The sequence below is a fragment of the Escherichia coli genome (genome assembly GCF_036503815.1).
GTDB classification, from domain to species: Bacteria; Pseudomonadota; Gammaproteobacteria; order Enterobacterales; family Enterobacteriaceae; genus Escherichia; species Escherichia coli_F.
Map to the genome: position 1 here is coordinate 3265691 of NZ_AP027764.1, position 17305 is coordinate 3282995.

Here is a 17305-nt window from a genome sequence, read left to right on the forward strand (position 1 = left end):
CATCTAAATTTAAATCACTTTTTCAGAGAACTGCGTAAGTATTACGCATGTATTCCCTGTCATTCATCCAGATTATTCCTAATCACCAGACTAATGATTCCATCAATCCTGGCGCATTTTAGTCAAAACGGGGGAAAATTTTTTCAACAAATGCTCAACCAGCATTGGGTATATCCAGTACACTCCACGCTTTACTTAGGTTTAGATATTTGTGGGAGAAAGGATGCCTGGTTCATTACGTAAAATGCCGGTCTGGTTACCAATAGTCATATTGCTCGTTGCCATGGCGTCTATTCAGGGTGGAGCCTCGTTAGCTAAGTCACTTTTTCCTCTGGTGGGCGCACCGGGTGTCACTGCGCTGCGTCTGGCATTAGGAACGCTGATCCTCATCGCGTTCTTTAAGCCATGGCGACTGCGCTTTGCCAAAGAGCAGCGGTTACCGCTGTTGTTTTACGGCGTTTCGCTGGGTGGGATGAATTATCTTTTTTATCTTTCTATTCAGACAGTACCGCTGGGTATTGCGGTGGCGCTGGAGTTCACCGGACCACTGGCGGTGGCGCTGTTCTCTTCTCGTCGCCCGGTAGATTTCGTCTGGGTTGTGCTGGCGGTTCTTGGTCTGTGGTTCCTGCTACCGCTGGGGCAAGACGTTTCCCATGTCGATTTAACCGGCTGTGCGCTGGCACTGGGAGCAGGGGCTTGTTGGGCTATTTACATTTTAAGTGGGCAACGCGCAGGAGCGGAACATGGCCCTGCGACGGTGGCAATTGGTTCGTTGATTGCAGCGTTAATTTTCGTGCCAATTGGAGCGCTTCAGGCTGGTGAAGCACTCTGGCACTGGTCGGTTATTCCATTGGGTCTGGCGGTCGCTATTCTCTCGACCGCTCTACCTTATTCGCTGGAAATGATTGCTCTCACCCGTTTGCCAACACGGACATTTGGTACGCTGATGAGCATGGAACCGGCGCTGGCTGCCGTTTCCGGGATGATTTTCCTCGGAGAAACACTGACACCCATACAGCTGCTGGCGCTCGGCGCTATCATCGCCGCTTCAATGGGTTCTACGCTGACAGTACGCAAAGAGAGCAAAATAAAAGAATTAGACATTAATTAAATTTACATTTCTGCATGGTTATGCATAACCATGCAGAATTTCTCGCTACTTTTCCTCCACACCGTCTTTATATATCGAATTATGCAAAAGCATATTTATTCCGAAAATTCCTGGCGAGCCAATAAATAAGAATTGTTCTTATCAATATATCTAACTCATTGAATTTTTATTAGTTTTGTTTTTCACGCTTGTTACCACTATTAGTGTGATAGGAACAGCCAGAATAGCGGAACACATAGCCGGTGCTATACTTAGTCTCGTTAATTACTGGGACATAACATCAAGAGGATATGAAATTATGAGTACCGCTAAATTAGTTAAATCAAAAGCGACCAATCTGCTTTATACCCGCAACGATGTCTCTGACAGCGAGAAAAAAGCAACAGTAGAGTTGCTGAATCGCCAGGTTATCCAGTTTATTGATCTTTCTTTGATTACCAAACAAGCGCACTGGAACATGCGCGGCGCTAACTTCATTGCCGTACATGAAATGCTGGATGGCTTCCGCACCGCACTGATCGATCATCTGGATACCATGGCAGAACGTGCAGTGCAGCTGGGCGGTGTAGCTCTGGGGACCACTCAAGTTATCAACAGCAAAACCCCGCTGAAAAGTTACCCGCTGGACATCCACAACGTTCAGGATCACCTGAAAGAACTGGCTGACCGTTACGCAATCGTCGCTAATGACGTACGCAAAGCGATTGGTGAAGCGAAAGATGACGACACCGCAGATATCCTGACCGCCGCGTCTCGCGACCTGGATAAATTCCTGTGGTTTATCGAGTCTAACATCGAATAAATCCATCGCTGATGGTGGAGAACTTTAGTACCCGATAAAAGCGGCTTCCTGACAGGAGGCCGTTTTGTTTTGCAGCCCACCTCAACGCACTTATTTAGTGCATCCATCTGCTATCTCCAGCTGATTAAGTAAATTTTTTGTATCCACATCATCACACAATCGTTACATAAAGATTGTTTTTTCATCAGGTTTTACGCTAAATAATCACTGTGTTGAGTGCACAATTTTAGCGCACCAGTTTGGTGCCCCAGAATGGTGCATCTTCAGGGTATTGCCCTATAAATCGTGCATCACGTTTTTACCGCATCTCGATAAATCAATGAGTTGCAAAACTGGCACGATTTTTTCATATATGTGAATGTCACGCAGGGGATCGTCCCGTGGATAGAAAAAAGGAAATGCTATGAAGTCTGTATTAAAAGTTTCACTGGCTGCACTGACCCTGGCTTTTGCGGTTTCTTCTCATGCCGCGGATAAAAAATTAGTTGTCGCGACGGATACCGCCTTCGTTCCGTTTGAATTTAAACAGGGCGATAAATACGTGGGCTTTGACGTTGATCTGTGGGCTGCCATCGCTAAAGAGCTGAAGCTGGATTACGAACTGAAGCCGATGGATTTCAGTGGGATCATTCCGGCACTGCAAACCAAAAACGTCGATCTGGCGCTGGCGGGCATCACCATTACCGACGAGCGTAAAAAAGCGATCGATTTTTCTGACGGCTACTACAAAAGCGGCCTGTTAGTGATGGTGAAAGCTAACAATAACGATGTGAAAAGCGTGAAAGATCTCGACGGGAAAGTGGTTGCTGTGAAGAGCGGCACTGGCTCCGTTGATTACGCGAAAGCAAACATCAAAACTAAAGATCTGCGTCAGTTCCCGAACATCGATAACGCCTATATGGAACTGGGCACCAACCGCGCAGATGCCGTTCTGCACGATACGCCAAACATTCTGTACTTCATCAAAACCGCCGGTAACGGTCAGTTCAAAGCGGTAGGTGACTCTCTGGAAGCACAGCAATACGGTATTGCGTTCCCGAAAGGTAGCGACGAGCTGCGTGACAAAGTCAACGGCGCATTGAAAACCCTGCGCGAGAACGGAACTTACAACGAAATCTACAAAAAATGGTTCGGTACTGAACCGAAATAATAATGCTACGCCTGTAAAGCGCACTGGCAGTTCCCTCTCCCCTCTGGGGAGAGGATTAGGGTGAGGGGCGCAAACCCGCTCCGGGGCCATTAATTACCCTGAATTTGATTATTTACACCACGGTAACAGGAACAACATATGCAGTTTGACTGGAGTGCCATCTGGCCTGCCATTCCGCTTCTGATTGAAGGTGCCAAAATGACCCTGTGGATTTCGGTCCTCGGTCTGGCTGGCGGCCTGGTGATCGGATTGCTGGCAGGTTTTGCACGCACCTTCGGTGGTTGGATAGCCAACCACGTCGCGCTGGTCTTTATTGAAGTGATCCGCGGCACACCTATCGTCGTCCAGGTGATGTTTATCTACTTTGCCCTGCCGATGGCGTTTAACGACTTACGCATCGACCCGTTTACTGCGGCGGTGGTCACCATCATGATCAACTCCGGCGCGTACATTGCAGAAATCACGCGTGGTGCGGTGCTGTCTATTCACAAAGGTTTTCGTGAAGCAGGACTGGCGCTCGGTCTTTCACGTTGGGAAACCATTCGCTACGTCATTTTACCGCTGGCACTGCGTCGTATGCTGCCGCCGCTGGGTAACCAGTGGATCATCAGCATTAAAGACACCTCGCTGTTTATTGTTATCGGCGTGGCGGAACTGACCCGTCAGGGGCAAGAAATTATTGCCGGTAACTTCCGCGCCCTTGAGATCTGGAGCGCCGTGGCGGTGTTCTATCTGATTATTACCCTGGTGCTGAGCTTTATTCTGCGTCGTCTGGAAAGAAGGATGAAAATCCTGTGATTGAATTTAAAAACGTCTCCAAGCATTTTGGTCCAACCCAGGTGCTGCACAATATCGATTTGAACATTGCCCAGGGCGAAGTCGTGGTGATTATCGGGCCGTCCGGTTCCGGTAAATCTACCCTGCTGCGTTGCATCAACAAACTGGAAGAAATCACCTCCGGCGATCTGATTGTCGATGGCCTGAAGGTTAACGATCCGAAAGTTGACGAGCGCCTGATTCGCCAGGAAGCGGGTATGGTGTTCCAGCAGTTTTACCTCTTCCCGCATCTGACGGCGCTGGAAAACGTGATGTTTGGTCCGCTACGCGTGCGTGGCGCGAACAAAGAAGAGGCGGAAAAACTGGCGCGTGAGCTGCTTGCGAAAGTCGGTCTGGCAGAACGTGCACATCACTACCCTTCCGAACTTTCTGGTGGTCAACAGCAGCGTGTGGCGATCGCCCGCGCGCTGGCGGTGAAGCCGAAAATGATGCTGTTTGATGAACCGACTTCCGCTCTTGACCCGGAACTGCGCCATGAAGTGCTGAAGGTTATGCAGGATCTGGCTGAAGAAGGGATGACGATGGTGATCGTGACCCACGAAATCGGTTTTGCCGAGAAAGTCGCTTCGCGCCTGATCTTTATCGACAAAGGCCGGATTGCGGAAGATGGCGACCCGCAGGTGTTGATCAAGAACCCGCCGAGCCAGCGCTTGCAGGAATTTTTGCAGCACGTCTCTTAACTTCTCAGCCTCCCTTTCCCCCGAAAGGGAGGCACACCAGATTCCTCTCATTTAAAATCGCCCCTCCCCCAGCATCTATACTTATCTTTTTGCTCTGTTTTCTCACTGGAGGAGTCATGCGGTGGATCCTGTTCATCCTCTTCTGCCTGCTGGGCGCACCTGCCCACGCGGTATCCATACCGGGCGTTACAACCACAACGACAACGGACTCAACGACTGAACCGGCCCCGGAACCGGATATCGAACAAAAAAAAGCGGCCTATGGCGCACTGGCGGATGTGCTGGATAATGACACCTCGCGTAAAGAGTTGATCGACCAGTTGCGCACCGTCGCCGCGACGCCCCCTGCGGAACCCGTACCGAAGATCGTGCCGCCGACGCTGGTTGAAGAGCAAACTGTGCTGCAAAAAGTCACCGAAGTCAGCCGCCATTATGGTGAAGCCCTTTCCGCCCGCTTCGGACAACTTTATCGCAATATCACCGGCTCCCCGCATAAGCCGTTTAATCCACAAACCTTCAGCAATGCGTTGACCCATTTTTCAATGTTAGCGGTATTAGTGTTTGGTTTTTACTGGCTGATTCGCCTGTGCGCACTTCCGCTGTATCGCAAAATGGGCCAGTGGGCGCGGCAAAAAAATCGTGAGCGCAGTAACTGGTTGCAGCTTCCGGCGATGATTATCGGGGCGTTTATTATCGACCTGCTGTTACTGGCACTGACATTATTTGTCGGTCAGGTTTTAAGCGATAACCTGAATGCGGGCAGTCGCACCATCGCTTTCCAACAAAGTTTGTTTCTCAACGCCTTTGCCCTGATTGAATTTTTCAAAGCCGTACTACGCCTGATTTTTTGCCCCAACGTGGCGGAGCTGCGCCCGTTCACGATTCAGGACGAAAGCGCCCGTTACTGGAGTCGTCGCCTGAGCTGGTTAAGCAGCCTGATTGGGTATGGTCTGATTGTGGCAGTGCCGATTATCTCTAATCAGGTGAATGTACAGATAGGTGCGCTGGCGAACGTCATCATTATGCTGTGCATGACGGTCTGGGCGTTGTACCTGATCTTTCGTAATAAAAAAGAGATTACCCAGCATTTGCTCAACTTCGCGGAGCATTCGCTGGCCTTTTTCAGCCTGTTTATTCGCGCTTTTGCGCTGGTGTGGCACTGGTTGGCAAGCGCCTATTTTATCGTGCTGTTTTTCTTTTCGTTGTTCGATCCGGGCAACAGCCTGAAATTTATGATGGGTGCAACGGTACGCAGCCTGGCGATTATTGGTATCGCCGCGTTTGTTTCCGGTATGTTTTCCCGCTGGCTGGCGAAAACCATCACTCTCTCGCCACATACTCAGCGTAATTATCCGGAACTGCAAAAACGGCTGAACGGCTGGCTGTCGGCGGCACTGAAAACGGCGCGTATTCTGACCGTCTGCGTGGCGGTGATGTTGCTGTTGAGCGCATGGGGATTGTTCGATTTCTGGAACTGGCTGCAAAACGGCGCGGGGCAGAAAACCGTAGATATCCTGATCCGTATCGCACTCATCCTTTTCTTCTCGGCGGTTGGCTGGACGGTGCTCGCCAGTTTGATCGAAAACCGGCTGGCTTCGGATATTCATGGCCGCCCGCTACCGAGCGCCCGCACGCGTACTCTGCTGACGCTGTTTCGCAACGCGCTGGCGGTGATTATCAGTACCATCACCATCATGATTGTGTTGTCAGAAATCGGCGTTAATATCGCGCCATTGCTGGCAGGTGCTGGTGCATTGGGGCTGGCTATCTCTTTTGGTTCGCAAACGCTGGTGAAAGATATTATCACCGGGGTATTTATTCAGTTTGAAAACGGCATGAACACTGGAGATTTGGTGACTATCGGGCCGCTGACCGGCACTGTGGAACGGATGTCGATTCGCTCCGTGGGCGTACGCCAGGATACCGGGGCGTATCACATCATTCCGTGGTCTTCGATTACCACCTTTGCTAACTTTGTCCGCGGCATTGGTTCGGTAGTGGCAAATTACGATGTTGATCGCCATGAAGATGCTGATAAAGCCAATCAGGCACTGAAAGATGCGGTAGCGGAATTAATGGAAAACGAAGAAATTCGCGGGCTGATTATTGGTGAACCGAATTTTGCCGGGATTGTCGGCTTAAGCAATACCGCGTTTACACTGCGTGTTTCGTTCACCACGCTGCCACTCAAACAGTGGACGGTACGCTTTGCCCTCGACAGCCAGGTGAAAAAACATTTCGACCTGGCGGGCGTTCGCGCGCCAGTGCAGACTTATCAGGTGCTGCCTGCTCCGGGCGCGACCCCGGCTGAACCGTTGCCGCCGGGGGAACCAACGCTTTAACGCTGGCGATTGACAAAACGGCGGCGCTGCTCGTCGTTCATAAAGGTCCAGGCAATAAAGCGACTCTGCTTTTGCCCCTGGGCCATCTCTTTTTTAACCACTTTCACCGCGCCCACGTCCGTCAGAGCACGATACAACGGCGGTAAGTTTTCGCCACGAGATACCAGTGAGGTAAACCACATCACCTGCTTCGCGAAGCCTTTGCTCTCTTCAATCATCTTTTTGATAAAAGCCACTTCACCGCCTTCACACCACAACTCCTGTTGCTGACCACCAAAGTTCAATGCATCGTCTTTGTTCAGCCCCAGATTACGCCGTTTACGCTCACTACCCGCCCGTGCCGCAGCGGCGGAATCGTGGAATGGCGGGTTACACAAGGTCGCGTCGTATTGCTCGTTTTTGTGGATAATACCGTTAAAAATCGCCCCGCTCTCTTTTTGCCGACGCAGACGAATGGCGCGATTAAGCCCCGGATTAGCGCTGATGATCGCCTGCGCGCTGCTTAACGCCTGGCTGCTGGTTTCACTACCGGTAAAACGCCAGCCATATTCATGTACGCCAATCAGCGGGTAAATACAGTTCGCACCAACGCCGATATCCAGAATGCTGGCATTAGCTGGAATTGTTCCGCTTGCTTCAGCCAGTAAATCGGCAAGGTGATGAATGTAATCTGCCCGACCTGGCACTGGCGGGCAGAGAAAACCGTCCGGGATATCCCAGTTCGCTACGGCGTAAAAATGGGCCAGCAACGCCTTATTGAGCGCCTTCACCGCCAGCGGATTGGCAAAGTCTACGCTTTGCTCCCCGGCAGGTGTAAGCGTGAGGAATTGCCTGAGTTCAGAATTGACCTGACAAAGCGTGGCAAGATCGTAGCGGCTGTGATGACGGTTGCGCGGATGCAACCCCGGTTTCTGGGCGGACATAGCATTCTCCTTTAAGCAGCGGCGTAAGATACCCGCATAACGCGACAGGGTAAATATCTGGCGTCGTGTATCATGCGCAAAATATGCCACTTATCTTGTTACCCCATCAATTCATCATAAAAATCAGCATCATGCATGTCATTGATTTGTCTTATTTTGTAAAAATATATCGTTCAAAAAACAAGCACATCTCTGTCAATTTTTTGCGTCATTTTCATCGTCCAGGCGACCTACACTTATCAGGCACTACCCGTTGTATTTATGAGGATGTCATTATGAAAAAGTGCCTCACACTACTGATTGCCACCGTCCTGAGCGGAATCTCTCTCACGGCTTATGCCGCACAACCAATGAGTAACCTGGACAGCGGTCAGCTACGGCCCGCCGGTACCGTTTCGGCAACTGGCGCATCAAATCTAAGCGATCTGGAGGATAAACTGGCAGAAAAAGCGCGCGAACAAGGCGCGAAAGGTTATGTCATTAATTCCGCAGGCGGAAATGACCAGATGTTCGGTACTGCAACCATCTACAAATAACCCCACCAACGTAACTGCATTCGCCTCTGGATGCAGTTTTCGCCTGTTTTGTAATCAAAAAACATCAAATATGAACGCAATGTAAATAAATGTATTTCTTTTTCGCGCAATGGGTGATAGAAAATCGCGCCAAGTGATAATGCTTATCAAAATTATTATCACTTGCACGAACACTATCACGGGATTAACAGTGGCATCGCATCCGCAGAGAGGCTTTCTCGTGACAGTGAAAATTTCAACATATAAGAAAAAGTCACCTGCAAAATGGAAAACAATCGCAATTTCCCTGCCAGACAATTTCATTCGCTCACGTTCTTTGCCGGTCTTTGTATTGGTATTACGCCTGTGGCACAGGCACTCGCCGCCGAAGGGCAAACTAACGCGGATGACACGCTGGTTGTCGAAGCATCAACGCCTTCGCTTTATGCACCACAACAATCTGCCGATCCGAAATTCTCGCGTCCGGTAGCGGATACGACCCGCACGATGACGGTGATTTCTGAACAAGTGATTAAAGATCAGGGCGCAACCAACCTTACCGATGCGCTCAAAAACGTCCCCGGAGTGGGTGCGTTTTTTGCTGGTGAGAACGGTAACTCCACCACTGGCGACGCCATTTATATGCGCGGTGCCGATACTTCTAACAGTATTTATATTGATGGGATTCGCGATATCGGCAGCGTCTCACGCGACACCTTCAATACCGAACAGGTCGAAGTGATTAAAGGGCCGTCCGGCACCGACTACGGGCGCAGCGCGCCGACGGGCTCGATCAATATGATCAGCAAGCAGCCGCGCAATGATTCAGGCATTGACGCTTCCGCCAGTATTGGCAGCGCCTGGTTCCGCCGCGGCACGCTGGACGTCAATCAGGTCATTGGTGATACCACCGCGGTGCGCCTGAATGTGATGGGTGAAAAAACGCACGATGCCGGACGCGACAAAGTTAAAAATGAGCGTTACGGCGTCGCCCCTTCTGTAGCTTTTGGCCTTGGCACAGCGAATCGTTTGTATCTTAATTATCTGCATGTCACCCAGCACAACACGCCAGACGGCGGCATTCCGACCATCGGTTTGCCGGGCTATTCTGCCCCATCTGCGGGAACGGCGGCCCTGAATCATTCCGGAAAAGTTGATACGCATAACTTTTACGGCACGGATTCCGATTACGACGATTCGACCACCGACACCGCTACCATGCGTTTTGAGCACGACATTAGCGAGAACACCACTATTCGCAACACTACGCGTTGGTCGCGCGTGAAGCAGGATTACCTGATGACGGCGATTATGGGCGGGGCGTCGAATATTACCCAGCCCACCAGCAATGTGGATAGCTGGACCTGGTCCCGTATTGCGAATACTAAAGATGTGAGTAATAAAATTCTCACCAACCAGACCAACCTGACCTCGACGTTCTATACCGGCTCTATCGGTCATGATGTCAGTACCGGCGTGGAATTTACCCGTGAAACACAAACCAACTACGGCGTTAATCCGCTGACGTTACCCGCGGTGAATATTTATCATCCTGACAGCAGCATTCATCCTGGCGGCCTGACGCGCAACGGCGCAAACGCCAATGGTCAGACGGACACCTTCGCAATTTATGCTTTCGATACGCTGCAAATCACCCGTGATTTTGAGTTGAACGGCGGGATCCGTCTGGATAATTATCATACTGAATATGACAGTGCCACCGCCTGCGGCGGCAGTGGCCGAGGTGCCGTTACCTGCCCAGCTGGCGTGGCGAAAGGTTCTCCGGTCACCACTGTTGACACCGCCAAGTCTGGCAATCTGGTGAACTGGAAAGCCGGGGCGCTGTATCACCTGACGGAAAACGGCAATGTCTATATTAACTATGCCGTTTCCCAACAGCCGCCGGGCGGAAACAACTTCGCCCTTGCGCAGTCTGGCAGCGGTAACAGTGCCAACCGTACCGATTTTAAACCGCAAAAAGCCAACACCAGCGAGATTGGCACCAAATGGCAGGTTCTGGATAAACGCCTGTTGCTCACCGCCGCGCTGTTCCGTACTGATATCGAAAATGAAGTTGAGCAAAATGATGACGGAACTTACTCGCAATACGGTAAGAAACGCGTCGAAGGCTATGAGATATCCGTGGCCGGGAATATCACTCCCGCGTGGCAGGTGATTGGCGGCTATACCCAGCAAAAAGCAACCATCAAAAACGGCAAAGATGTTGCCCAGGATGGCTCCTCATCGCTGCCGTATACCCCGGAGCACGCCTTTACCTTATGGAGCCAGTATCAGGCAACCGATGATATTTCCGTTGGTGCGGGCGCACGCTATATCGGCAGTATGCATAAAGGTTCTGACGGCGCGGTGGGAACGCCAGCGTTTACCGAAGGTTATTGGGTCGCCGACGCTAAACTGGGGTATCGGGTTAATCGCAATCTCGACTTCCAGCTAAACGTCTACAACCTGTTTGATACCGATTACGTCGCCTCAATCAACAAGAGCGGCTACCGTTATCACCCGGGCGAGCCAAGAACCTTCTTGCTCACGGCCAATATGCATTTCTGATTCAGATGTGGGGCGCAGGCCCCACTTTTTGGAGAACTTGTATGATGTACCACATTCCCGGCGTGCTATCGCCAAAGGACGTCGCCCGGTTTCGCGAACAACTGGAACAAGCCGAATGGGTGGATGGACGCGTCACCACCGGCGCACAAGGTGCGCAAGTTAAGAACAATCAACAGGTAGACACCCGCAGCACGTTATACGCCGCCCTGCAAAATGAGGTGCTGAACGCGGTTAACCAACATGCTTTGTTCTTTGCCGCGGCCTTGCCGCGTACCCTTTCCACGCCGCTGTTTAATCGCTATCAGAACAATGAAACCTATGGTTTCCATGTGGATGGCGCAGTACGCAGCCATCCACAAAACGGCTGGATGCGTACTGACCTTTCTGCCACACTGTTTTTAAGCGATCCACAAAGCTACGACGGCGGCGAACTGGTCGTTAATGACACCTTCGGGCAACATCGGGTAAAACTTCCGGCAGGCGATCTCGTGTTGTATCCCTCCAGCAGCTTGCACTGCGTGACACCCGTAACCCGCGGCGTACGAGTGGCATCATTTATGTGGATCCAGTCGATGATCCGTGATGATAAAAAGCGCGCCATGCTGTTTGAACTGGACAACAATATTCAGTCGCTGAAAAGCCGCTACGGCGAAAGTGAAGAGATCCTGTCGCTGCTCAATCTTTATCATAATCTGCTGCGGGAATGGTCGGAGATCTGACGCTTGAACTGCCCGAGTTCGCCCCTATATTAGCTACACTTAACTGTACAAGTATTGATATGGGGAGGACGATATGGCATCCGGTTGGGCTAACGATGACGCCGTCAACGAACAGATCAACAGTACAATTGAAGATGCGATTGCTCGTGCCCGGGGTGAAATTCCGCGTGGCGAAAGCCTGTATGAATGTGAAGAGTGCGGAGCCCCCATCCCGCAAGCCCGTCGGGAAGCCATTCCTGGTGTGCGCTTATGCATTCATTGTCAGCAGGAGAAAGATTTACAAAAACCAGCTTATACAGGATATAATCGCAGAGGTTCGAAAGACAGCCAGTTACGTTAACTGCAACTGGCGGGATGTATAGTGAGTATAATTTGTATTTTGCGTGGCATTTCGTGCCTTTAACGCTGCCGTGACTGCCACGCTGCATAAAACAAGTCCATAAGTACAACAAATAAATGGTTTATCAGTATGTTAGATATCAATCAATTTATTTGAACAAGGCGGTCAATTCTCTTCGATTTTATCTCTCGTAAAAAAACGTGATACTCATCACATCGACGAAACAACGTCACTTAAACAAAAATCACCTGCGAGAGATTAATTATGAAAACTATCAATACTGTTGTTGCTGCTATGGCTCTTTCAACTCTGTCCTTTGGCGTGTTCGCGGCGGAACCGGTAACGGCATCCCAGGCACAGAACATGAATAAAATCGGCGTGGTTTCTGCCGATGGTGCATCCACCCTCGATGCCCTGGAAGCGAAACTGGCTGAGAAAGCTGCGGCTGCTGGTGCTAGTGGATACAGCATCACTTCTGCCACCAACAACAATAAATTAAGCGGTACCGCGGTTATCTATAAGTAATTCGTAGGACGGATAAGGCGTTGACGCCGCATCCGGCAACAGGTGCCTGATGCGACGCTACCGCGTCTTATCAGGCCTACAAAATCCGAACCGTTGGACGGATCAGGCGTTTACGCTACGTCCAGCACAAGTATTTCCCTGTCTGTTTGCCGACAGACGCATATGCTCTAACCCTCATTGATCCTATGTTACCCTTGTTTGCCCGTCCGTCACTGGACGGGCTTTTTTTTAGTTGGCTAACTGCTGACAGAAAGCCTGCAACACCTCTTCCGGCATACCAATCTGCCGTGCCGCATCACAAATGGCCTGCCAGCTTCCCGCATCCAGTGGAATCCCCAACTCCTGCCGTTCGCGACGCGTGTTCACTTCCCACTCGCCCGGTAGCAAAATCGGCTTATCGTCATCATGCGGCGAGGCTTTCACCCACTGGGCAAAGGCTTCGGTCTGCGCACTACAATCCGGCGCGCCGAACAGTTCCGGGTTGATGATGATTGTGGTCATGCAGTTAATAATGGCATCGGGACTGGTTTGTAACGTTTCCTGATGCGTTGTTTTACCGCCGGAAAGCGCCCCGCCAAGAATTTCACACATCGCCGCGAGGGCGTAGCCTTTATGTTCGGCAAAGGTCAACAACGAACCCAACGGCGACTCCTGCATTACCGCCGGATTTGTCGTCGGTACGCCGTTAACGTCAATCAGACAGCCTGGCGGCACGGGTACGCCTTTATGCCAGGCGACGCGAGTTTTCCCAAATGCGATGGCGCTGGTGGCGTAATCGAGCAACAGAGGGAAATTATCTTTACGTGGGAAAACCACACAGAACGGGTTGGTGCCAAAGCGGCTGTCGCGGCCGTGGAACGGCGCGACCATTGGAATACCCACCACGCTAACAAAGTGGATAGAGACAAACCCCGCCGCCGCGCACTGTTCTGCCCAGTAACCAATACGACCGATGTGATGCGAGTTATGTAGCGCCACGGCGGCTATGCCGTGCTGATGCGCTTTCTCAATCCCCAGCGCCATCGCTTCGTGTGCCGCTACCTGACCAAATGCGCGATCGCCATCGAGCGTGACCACCGCCCCCGCCTCTTTAACGATTTTGGCATGGTGGTTAATTTGCAGATGCCCCTGACTCCAGGAGCGCACATAGCTTGGGATCATGCCAATACCATGTGAATCATGCCCTGCCAGGTTTGCCGCGATTAAATGATCGGCGACTAATTTCGCTTCCTGTTCCTCGCTACCCATCTGACGAAATACAGCCTGAATAAAACTGTGCAGCGTCTGAGCATCAAAGCGATGACCACTTTCCATGATTAACTCCTGTTTATGTTATGTGTTTGTTGTTTTTTTATGCTGCACGCCGGGCGCGGGAAGGTCAATAAAGATGCAGGAATTTCATATTGCGGTGGGGTAAAAGCCGGATGACATGGCTCATCCGGCTGAGATGAAAATTAAAATGCCTGATTAACGCGCGCCAGGCCATCGCTAATAGTTGCCGCCTCACCTGTTGCCACCAGGCAGCAAGCCATCTGGATTTTCAGCGATTCGGGAATCGGCTCGCTGCCAGCCAGGCAACGCTCAATCCACTGCGCCGTGGTTTCCGGGTCTTTTGCTTGTGGCAGTAACTCGCTACCAGCAGTGTCCTGTTTTTCATACAGCACCCGCACCCCTTCACGGTCAATGAGATTGATCTGCGGGCAGCGCTGCGGATTAGCATACACTTCACCTTCAGTACCATGCATTAGTAGCGCCCGCCCGCCGATATCGCTAAAGAACTTCGCGACGCGTCCAATGTATTCCGGATGCGAAACGCTGGAAAGACGCAGCGCCTCACCTTCGGCAAATGGCGTCGCCAGTTTCGCCAGGGTATGTGCACTGTTACGCACGCCCATCCGCCAGCGCATCGCCAGTTGTTTTTCCAGCGGCGGGCAAAACGCGCCGACTGGCATAAACACCGGTTGATGTTCGTCGAGCTTCGCCTGCGCCTGCCCGCCGTGCAACGTTGGCGTAATACCCATCAGTTCGAAAATGGTTTCTGTCAGCACGCGAGTTGGATCTTCGCTAACCCCGTGAACCACCACAGGAAAACCGAGTTTGTGCAGCAGAATCGCCAACAACGGCGTCAGGTTGGCCTGTTTACGCGCGCCGTTGTAACTAGGGATGACAATCGGCATCGGCTTGCCAACAGGCGGCGTCAGCTTGATGGTGTGATTTTGCATGGCTTCGTAAAAGCCGAGCATCTCTGCTTCCCCTTCCCCTTTGATACGCAGCGCAATCAATACGCCGCCCAACTCAAGGTCAGGGACTTCACCATTGAGCATATGAGCATACAGACCGCGCGCAGTATCCCGGTCTAAATCGCGCGCGTGGTTTTTCCCGCGCCCGATCTCTTTAATGATTTTGCGATAGTCCATTTACGACTCCTTACCTGACTCACATCATTAACGCCGCCGACGGCGTGGGGATTTCGTTTTTTCTTTCTTTTTAACTATACCTTCAGGGACTTCCGGTTGCTCTATCGGAAATACCGGTAATGCATCCAGTAGTCGCTTGCCATAATTTTTGGTCAGCAAGCGTTTGTCGTAGATAACCACTTCGCCCCAGCAACCGTGGCTTCGAATCAGTCGCCCAACCTGCTGAATCAGGTTAAACGAGGCGCTCGGCAGGCTTTGCACCTCAAACGGATAGCGGTTGAGGCTTTTCAGCCATTCCCCTTCGGTGATCACCACGGGGCTGTCGATGGGCGGAAAAGCGATTTTGTGGATATGCACCTGGCTTAACAGATCACCTTTCAAATCAAGCCCTTCGGCAAATGACTGTAAGCCCACCAGCACGCTGCGCTCACCGTTGGCAACGCGTTTGCGGTGCAGTTCAACTAAACGGTAACGCGGCTGATCGCCCTGCACCAGCAGCATCAGACGTAAATCCGTCACATAGTCGAGAAACCGCTGCATCGCCCGTCCGCTGGCAAACAGTACCAACATACCGAGATGTTTTTTGCTCTCCACCTGCTTACGGAAAAAGGCCGCCATCTCGGCAATGTGCTGCTCTTCGTTGTCGATGGAAGGCTCAAAGCGCATCCGGGGAATAACAATTTTGCCCTGTTCGCAGTGGTTAAAGGGCGAATCCAGCGCCACAAAGCGGTCACCCGCTTTCTCTTTCAGCCCGCTCATCTCCTGCAAACGCGAAAAACTGTTCAGCGAACGCAAGGTTGCGGAGGTAACAATAATGTGCGGAATACTGCGCCACAACAGCCTTTCCAGTTGGTCGCTAACACGAATACCCACACAGTGAAACCACAGATGTAGCTGCCCGTCGCGCTCTTCCCGCGTCGCCCATTTAGTGACGGGTGCACCGGAAGATTGCGCCAGAGAAGCCAGCCGCCAGAGTTTGCTTTGCGCCTCGAACATCCCCAACGCGCGGTTCATCTGCAAAATCAACCGATGCAGGCGTACAATGTCATGGCTGCCGGTTTTCTCACTTAAATCGTTGAGAAATAACTCCGCCAGACCACGCAGCATCTCGGTGAGCTTTGCCAGCCGCTGACAGATTTCCAGCACTTCCTCAGGCAGTTCCCCCATTGTAAAACGGTGCTCCGCCTCCTGACCGGCTGGCATGTAGAGATTGAGAATGTTGTTTAACGAAGCGATAAGCTCATACAACTCTTCACAATGCGCATTCAAACGTTCAGGGATTGCCAGCGGTGGGATCGTCTTCGGGCGAAACTGCTCCATACAGGTAGCAACAAGCTTCGTAAACAAGTCCAGCTGCAGCCGATACCACGGCGCGGTAATTTCGGCGCTCATCTCCAGCGCATCCCGTGCCACATCAGGCAGGTGATGGCCTTCGTCCAGCACCAGCAGTAAATTTTTCGGGTCAGGCAATACCGCTTCGCTTTCCATCGCCGCCATCACCAGCGCATGGTTTGCCACCACCACTTCCGCTTCCTGAATCTCCCGACGAGCAACAAAAAACGGGCATTCACGATAGTAGTAACAGTTGCGGTTGAGGCAGCTGGCTTTGTCGGTACTTAAACGACGCCAGAGATCATCATCAATGGCGATATCCGTATGATCGCGCAGACCATCCCATTTATAAGTGTCGAGATCGCCCTTCAACTTTGCACAACGTTTTTGCTCTTCCTGATTATTTGGCGTCAGTTCGTCGTCAAGAAACGCCAGCAGATCCTGTTGCGTGGGCTCAGTGCTGGCGAGCGCCGTCAGATTACGCGGGCAAACGTAGCGCCCACGCCCAAAAGCGGCAGTGAATTTAAGATCGGGAATGATCTTTTTCAGCAGCGGTAAATCTTTGCTGTAAATCTGATCCTGCAACGCCACGTTGGCGGTACTCACCACCAGCGTTTTTTGCTCTTCGCGGGCAATGGCGATGCCGGGGATCAAATAGGAGAGCGTTTTCCCAACGCCGGTGGGGGCTTCAATCGCCAGATGCCGCCCTTCTTCTCCGGCCAGCGTTTTGGCGACGTCCGCAATCATCTGCCGCTGCGGCGCACGGGGAATAAAGTCGGGGATCTGTTCCTGAAGCGCCTTATACCAGGCGGCAATTTGCGCTTTAAGCGCGGCGGTTAATGCCATGAGAAAACCTGAAATACTGTATAAACAGCCAATATTGTGGCATTTTTCGGTTTTCAGGGGTAATGGTTTTTCTGTTTCTGGAAAGCGGCTCGCAAACACGCCCTCACACAATATATTTGATTGAAAGTTCGACGGCACGGTGAGCGCCAGTCTTCAGGGCAGAAAACAGCAAGTGATACCGCATTTCGTGGTTACACT

Annotated in this window: 16 protein-coding genes; 11 read left to right on the top strand and 5 right to left on the bottom strand. The window is 51.6% G+C overall.

All coding sequences use genetic code 11. From position 1 onward, the window contains the following. The first annotated feature begins 223 nt into the window (after nt 1-223). The 6 genes from rhtA to ybiO all read left to right on the top strand — a co-directional run bounded on the left by rhtA (nt 224) and on the right by ybiO (nt 6922). Nucleotides 224-1111, top strand: a complete 888-nt coding sequence (gene rhtA / locus AABJ99_RS15665; RefSeq protein ID WP_001295297.1) for a threonine/homoserine exporter RhtA — start codon at nt 224-226, stop codon at nt 1109-1111. Between the two features lie 298 nt (nt 1112-1409). Beyond that, nucleotides 1410-1913 (top strand): DNA starvation/stationary phase protection protein Dps, encoded by a 504-nt coding sequence (gene dps, locus AABJ99_RS15670; protein WP_000100800.1) that lies wholly within the window; start codon nt 1410-1412, stop codon nt 1911-1913. A gap of 403 nt (nt 1914-2316) precedes the next feature. Then, nucleotides 2317-3063 carry a glutamine ABC transporter substrate-binding protein GlnH gene (gene glnH / locus AABJ99_RS15675; RefSeq protein ID WP_000843866.1) on the top strand — a complete coding sequence of 249 codons (747 nt, stop codon included), beginning with the start codon at nt 2317-2319 and terminating at the stop codon, nt 3061-3063. A gap of 138 nt (nt 3064-3201) precedes the next feature. Then, complete coding sequence (gene glnP, locus AABJ99_RS15680; protein WP_001159065.1) at nt 3202-3861, top strand: glutamine ABC transporter permease GlnP; 660 nt, start codon at nt 3202-3204, stop codon at nt 3859-3861. Continuing rightward, nucleotides 3858-4580, top strand: coding sequence for a glutamine ABC transporter ATP-binding protein GlnQ (gene glnQ, locus AABJ99_RS15685; RefSeq protein WP_000569080.1), 723 nt, complete (start codon nt 3858-3860; stop codon nt 4578-4580). Before glnP ends, glnQ begins: the two co-directional genes overlap by 4 nt. Before the next feature lie 116 nt (nt 4581-4696). Next, on the top strand, nt 4697-6922 hold the full coding sequence (gene ybiO, locus AABJ99_RS15690; protein ID WP_001267253.1) for a mechanosensitive channel protein: 2226 nt from the start codon (nt 4697-4699) through the stop codon (nt 6920-6922). Here ybiO and rlmF read toward each other — a convergent pair. Then, a complete protein-coding gene (rlmF, locus tag AABJ99_RS15695; RefSeq protein WP_039021130.1) occupies nt 6919-7845 on the bottom strand; it encodes a 23S rRNA (adenine(1618)-N(6))-methyltransferase RlmF in 927 nt (308 codons plus the stop codon). The genes ybiO and rlmF overlap by 4 nt on opposite strands. A gap of 275 nt (nt 7846-8120) precedes the next feature. Here rlmF and mcbA point away from each other — a divergent pair, with 275 nt between their 5' ends. From mcbA to ybiJ, 5 genes are all read left to right on the top strand, one after another. Further along, nucleotides 8121-8381, top strand: a complete 261-nt coding sequence (gene mcbA / locus AABJ99_RS15700; RefSeq protein ID WP_000710619.1) for a DUF1471 family periplasmic protein McbA — start codon at nt 8121-8123, stop codon at nt 8379-8381. Nucleotides 8382-8645: 264 nt separating this feature from the next. Beyond that, nucleotides 8646-10928, top strand: a complete 2283-nt coding sequence (gene fiu / locus AABJ99_RS15705) for a catecholate siderophore receptor Fiu (RefSeq protein WP_039021131.1) — start codon at nt 8646-8648, stop codon at nt 10926-10928. Between the two features lie 41 nt (nt 10929-10969). Then, the gene (gene ybiX / locus AABJ99_RS15710; RefSeq protein ID WP_000990146.1) at nt 10970-11647 is read left to right on the top strand and encodes a PKHD-type hydroxylase YbiX; all 678 of its coding nucleotides are present in this window, start codon (nt 10970-10972) and stop codon (nt 11645-11647) included. Nucleotides 11648-11720: 73 nt separating this feature from the next. Continuing rightward, the gene (gene ybiI / locus AABJ99_RS15715; protein WP_000146357.1) at nt 11721-11987 is read left to right on the top strand and encodes a C4-type zinc finger protein YbiI; all 267 of its coding nucleotides are present in this window, start codon (nt 11721-11723) and stop codon (nt 11985-11987) included. A 264-nt stretch (nt 11988-12251) separates the two neighbouring features. Beyond that, the gene (gene ybiJ, locus AABJ99_RS15720; RefSeq protein ID WP_000849301.1) at nt 12252-12512 is read left to right on the top strand and encodes a DUF1471 family protein YbiJ; all 261 of its coding nucleotides are present in this window, start codon (nt 12252-12254) and stop codon (nt 12510-12512) included. Between the two features lie 102 nt (nt 12513-12614). Here ybiJ and ybiE read toward each other — a convergent pair whose 3' ends face one another. The 4 genes from ybiE to dinG form a co-directional block, all read right to left on the bottom strand. Beyond that, nucleotides 12615-12674 carry a protein YbiE gene (ybiE, locus tag AABJ99_RS15725; RefSeq protein ID WP_211180490.1) on the bottom strand — a complete coding sequence of 20 codons (60 nt, stop codon included), beginning with the start codon at nt 12672-12674 and terminating at the stop codon, nt 12615-12617. A gap of 66 nt (nt 12675-12740) precedes the next feature. Beyond that, on the bottom strand, nt 12741-13826 hold the full coding sequence (gene hcxB, locus AABJ99_RS15730) for a hydroxycarboxylate dehydrogenase HcXB (RefSeq protein ID WP_039021132.1): 1086 nt from the start codon (nt 13824-13826) through the stop codon (nt 12741-12743). Between the two features lie 140 nt (nt 13827-13966). Then, a complete protein-coding gene (gene ybiB / locus AABJ99_RS15735; RefSeq protein ID WP_039021133.1) occupies nt 13967-14929 on the bottom strand; it encodes a DNA-binding protein YbiB in 963 nt (320 codons plus the stop codon). 27 nt (nt 14930-14956) lie between these two features. After that, nucleotides 14957-17107 (bottom strand): ATP-dependent DNA helicase DinG, encoded by a 2151-nt coding sequence (gene dinG / locus AABJ99_RS15740; protein WP_039021137.1) that lies wholly within the window; start codon nt 17105-17107, stop codon nt 14957-14959. Nucleotides 17108-17305 lie beyond the last annotated feature (198 nt).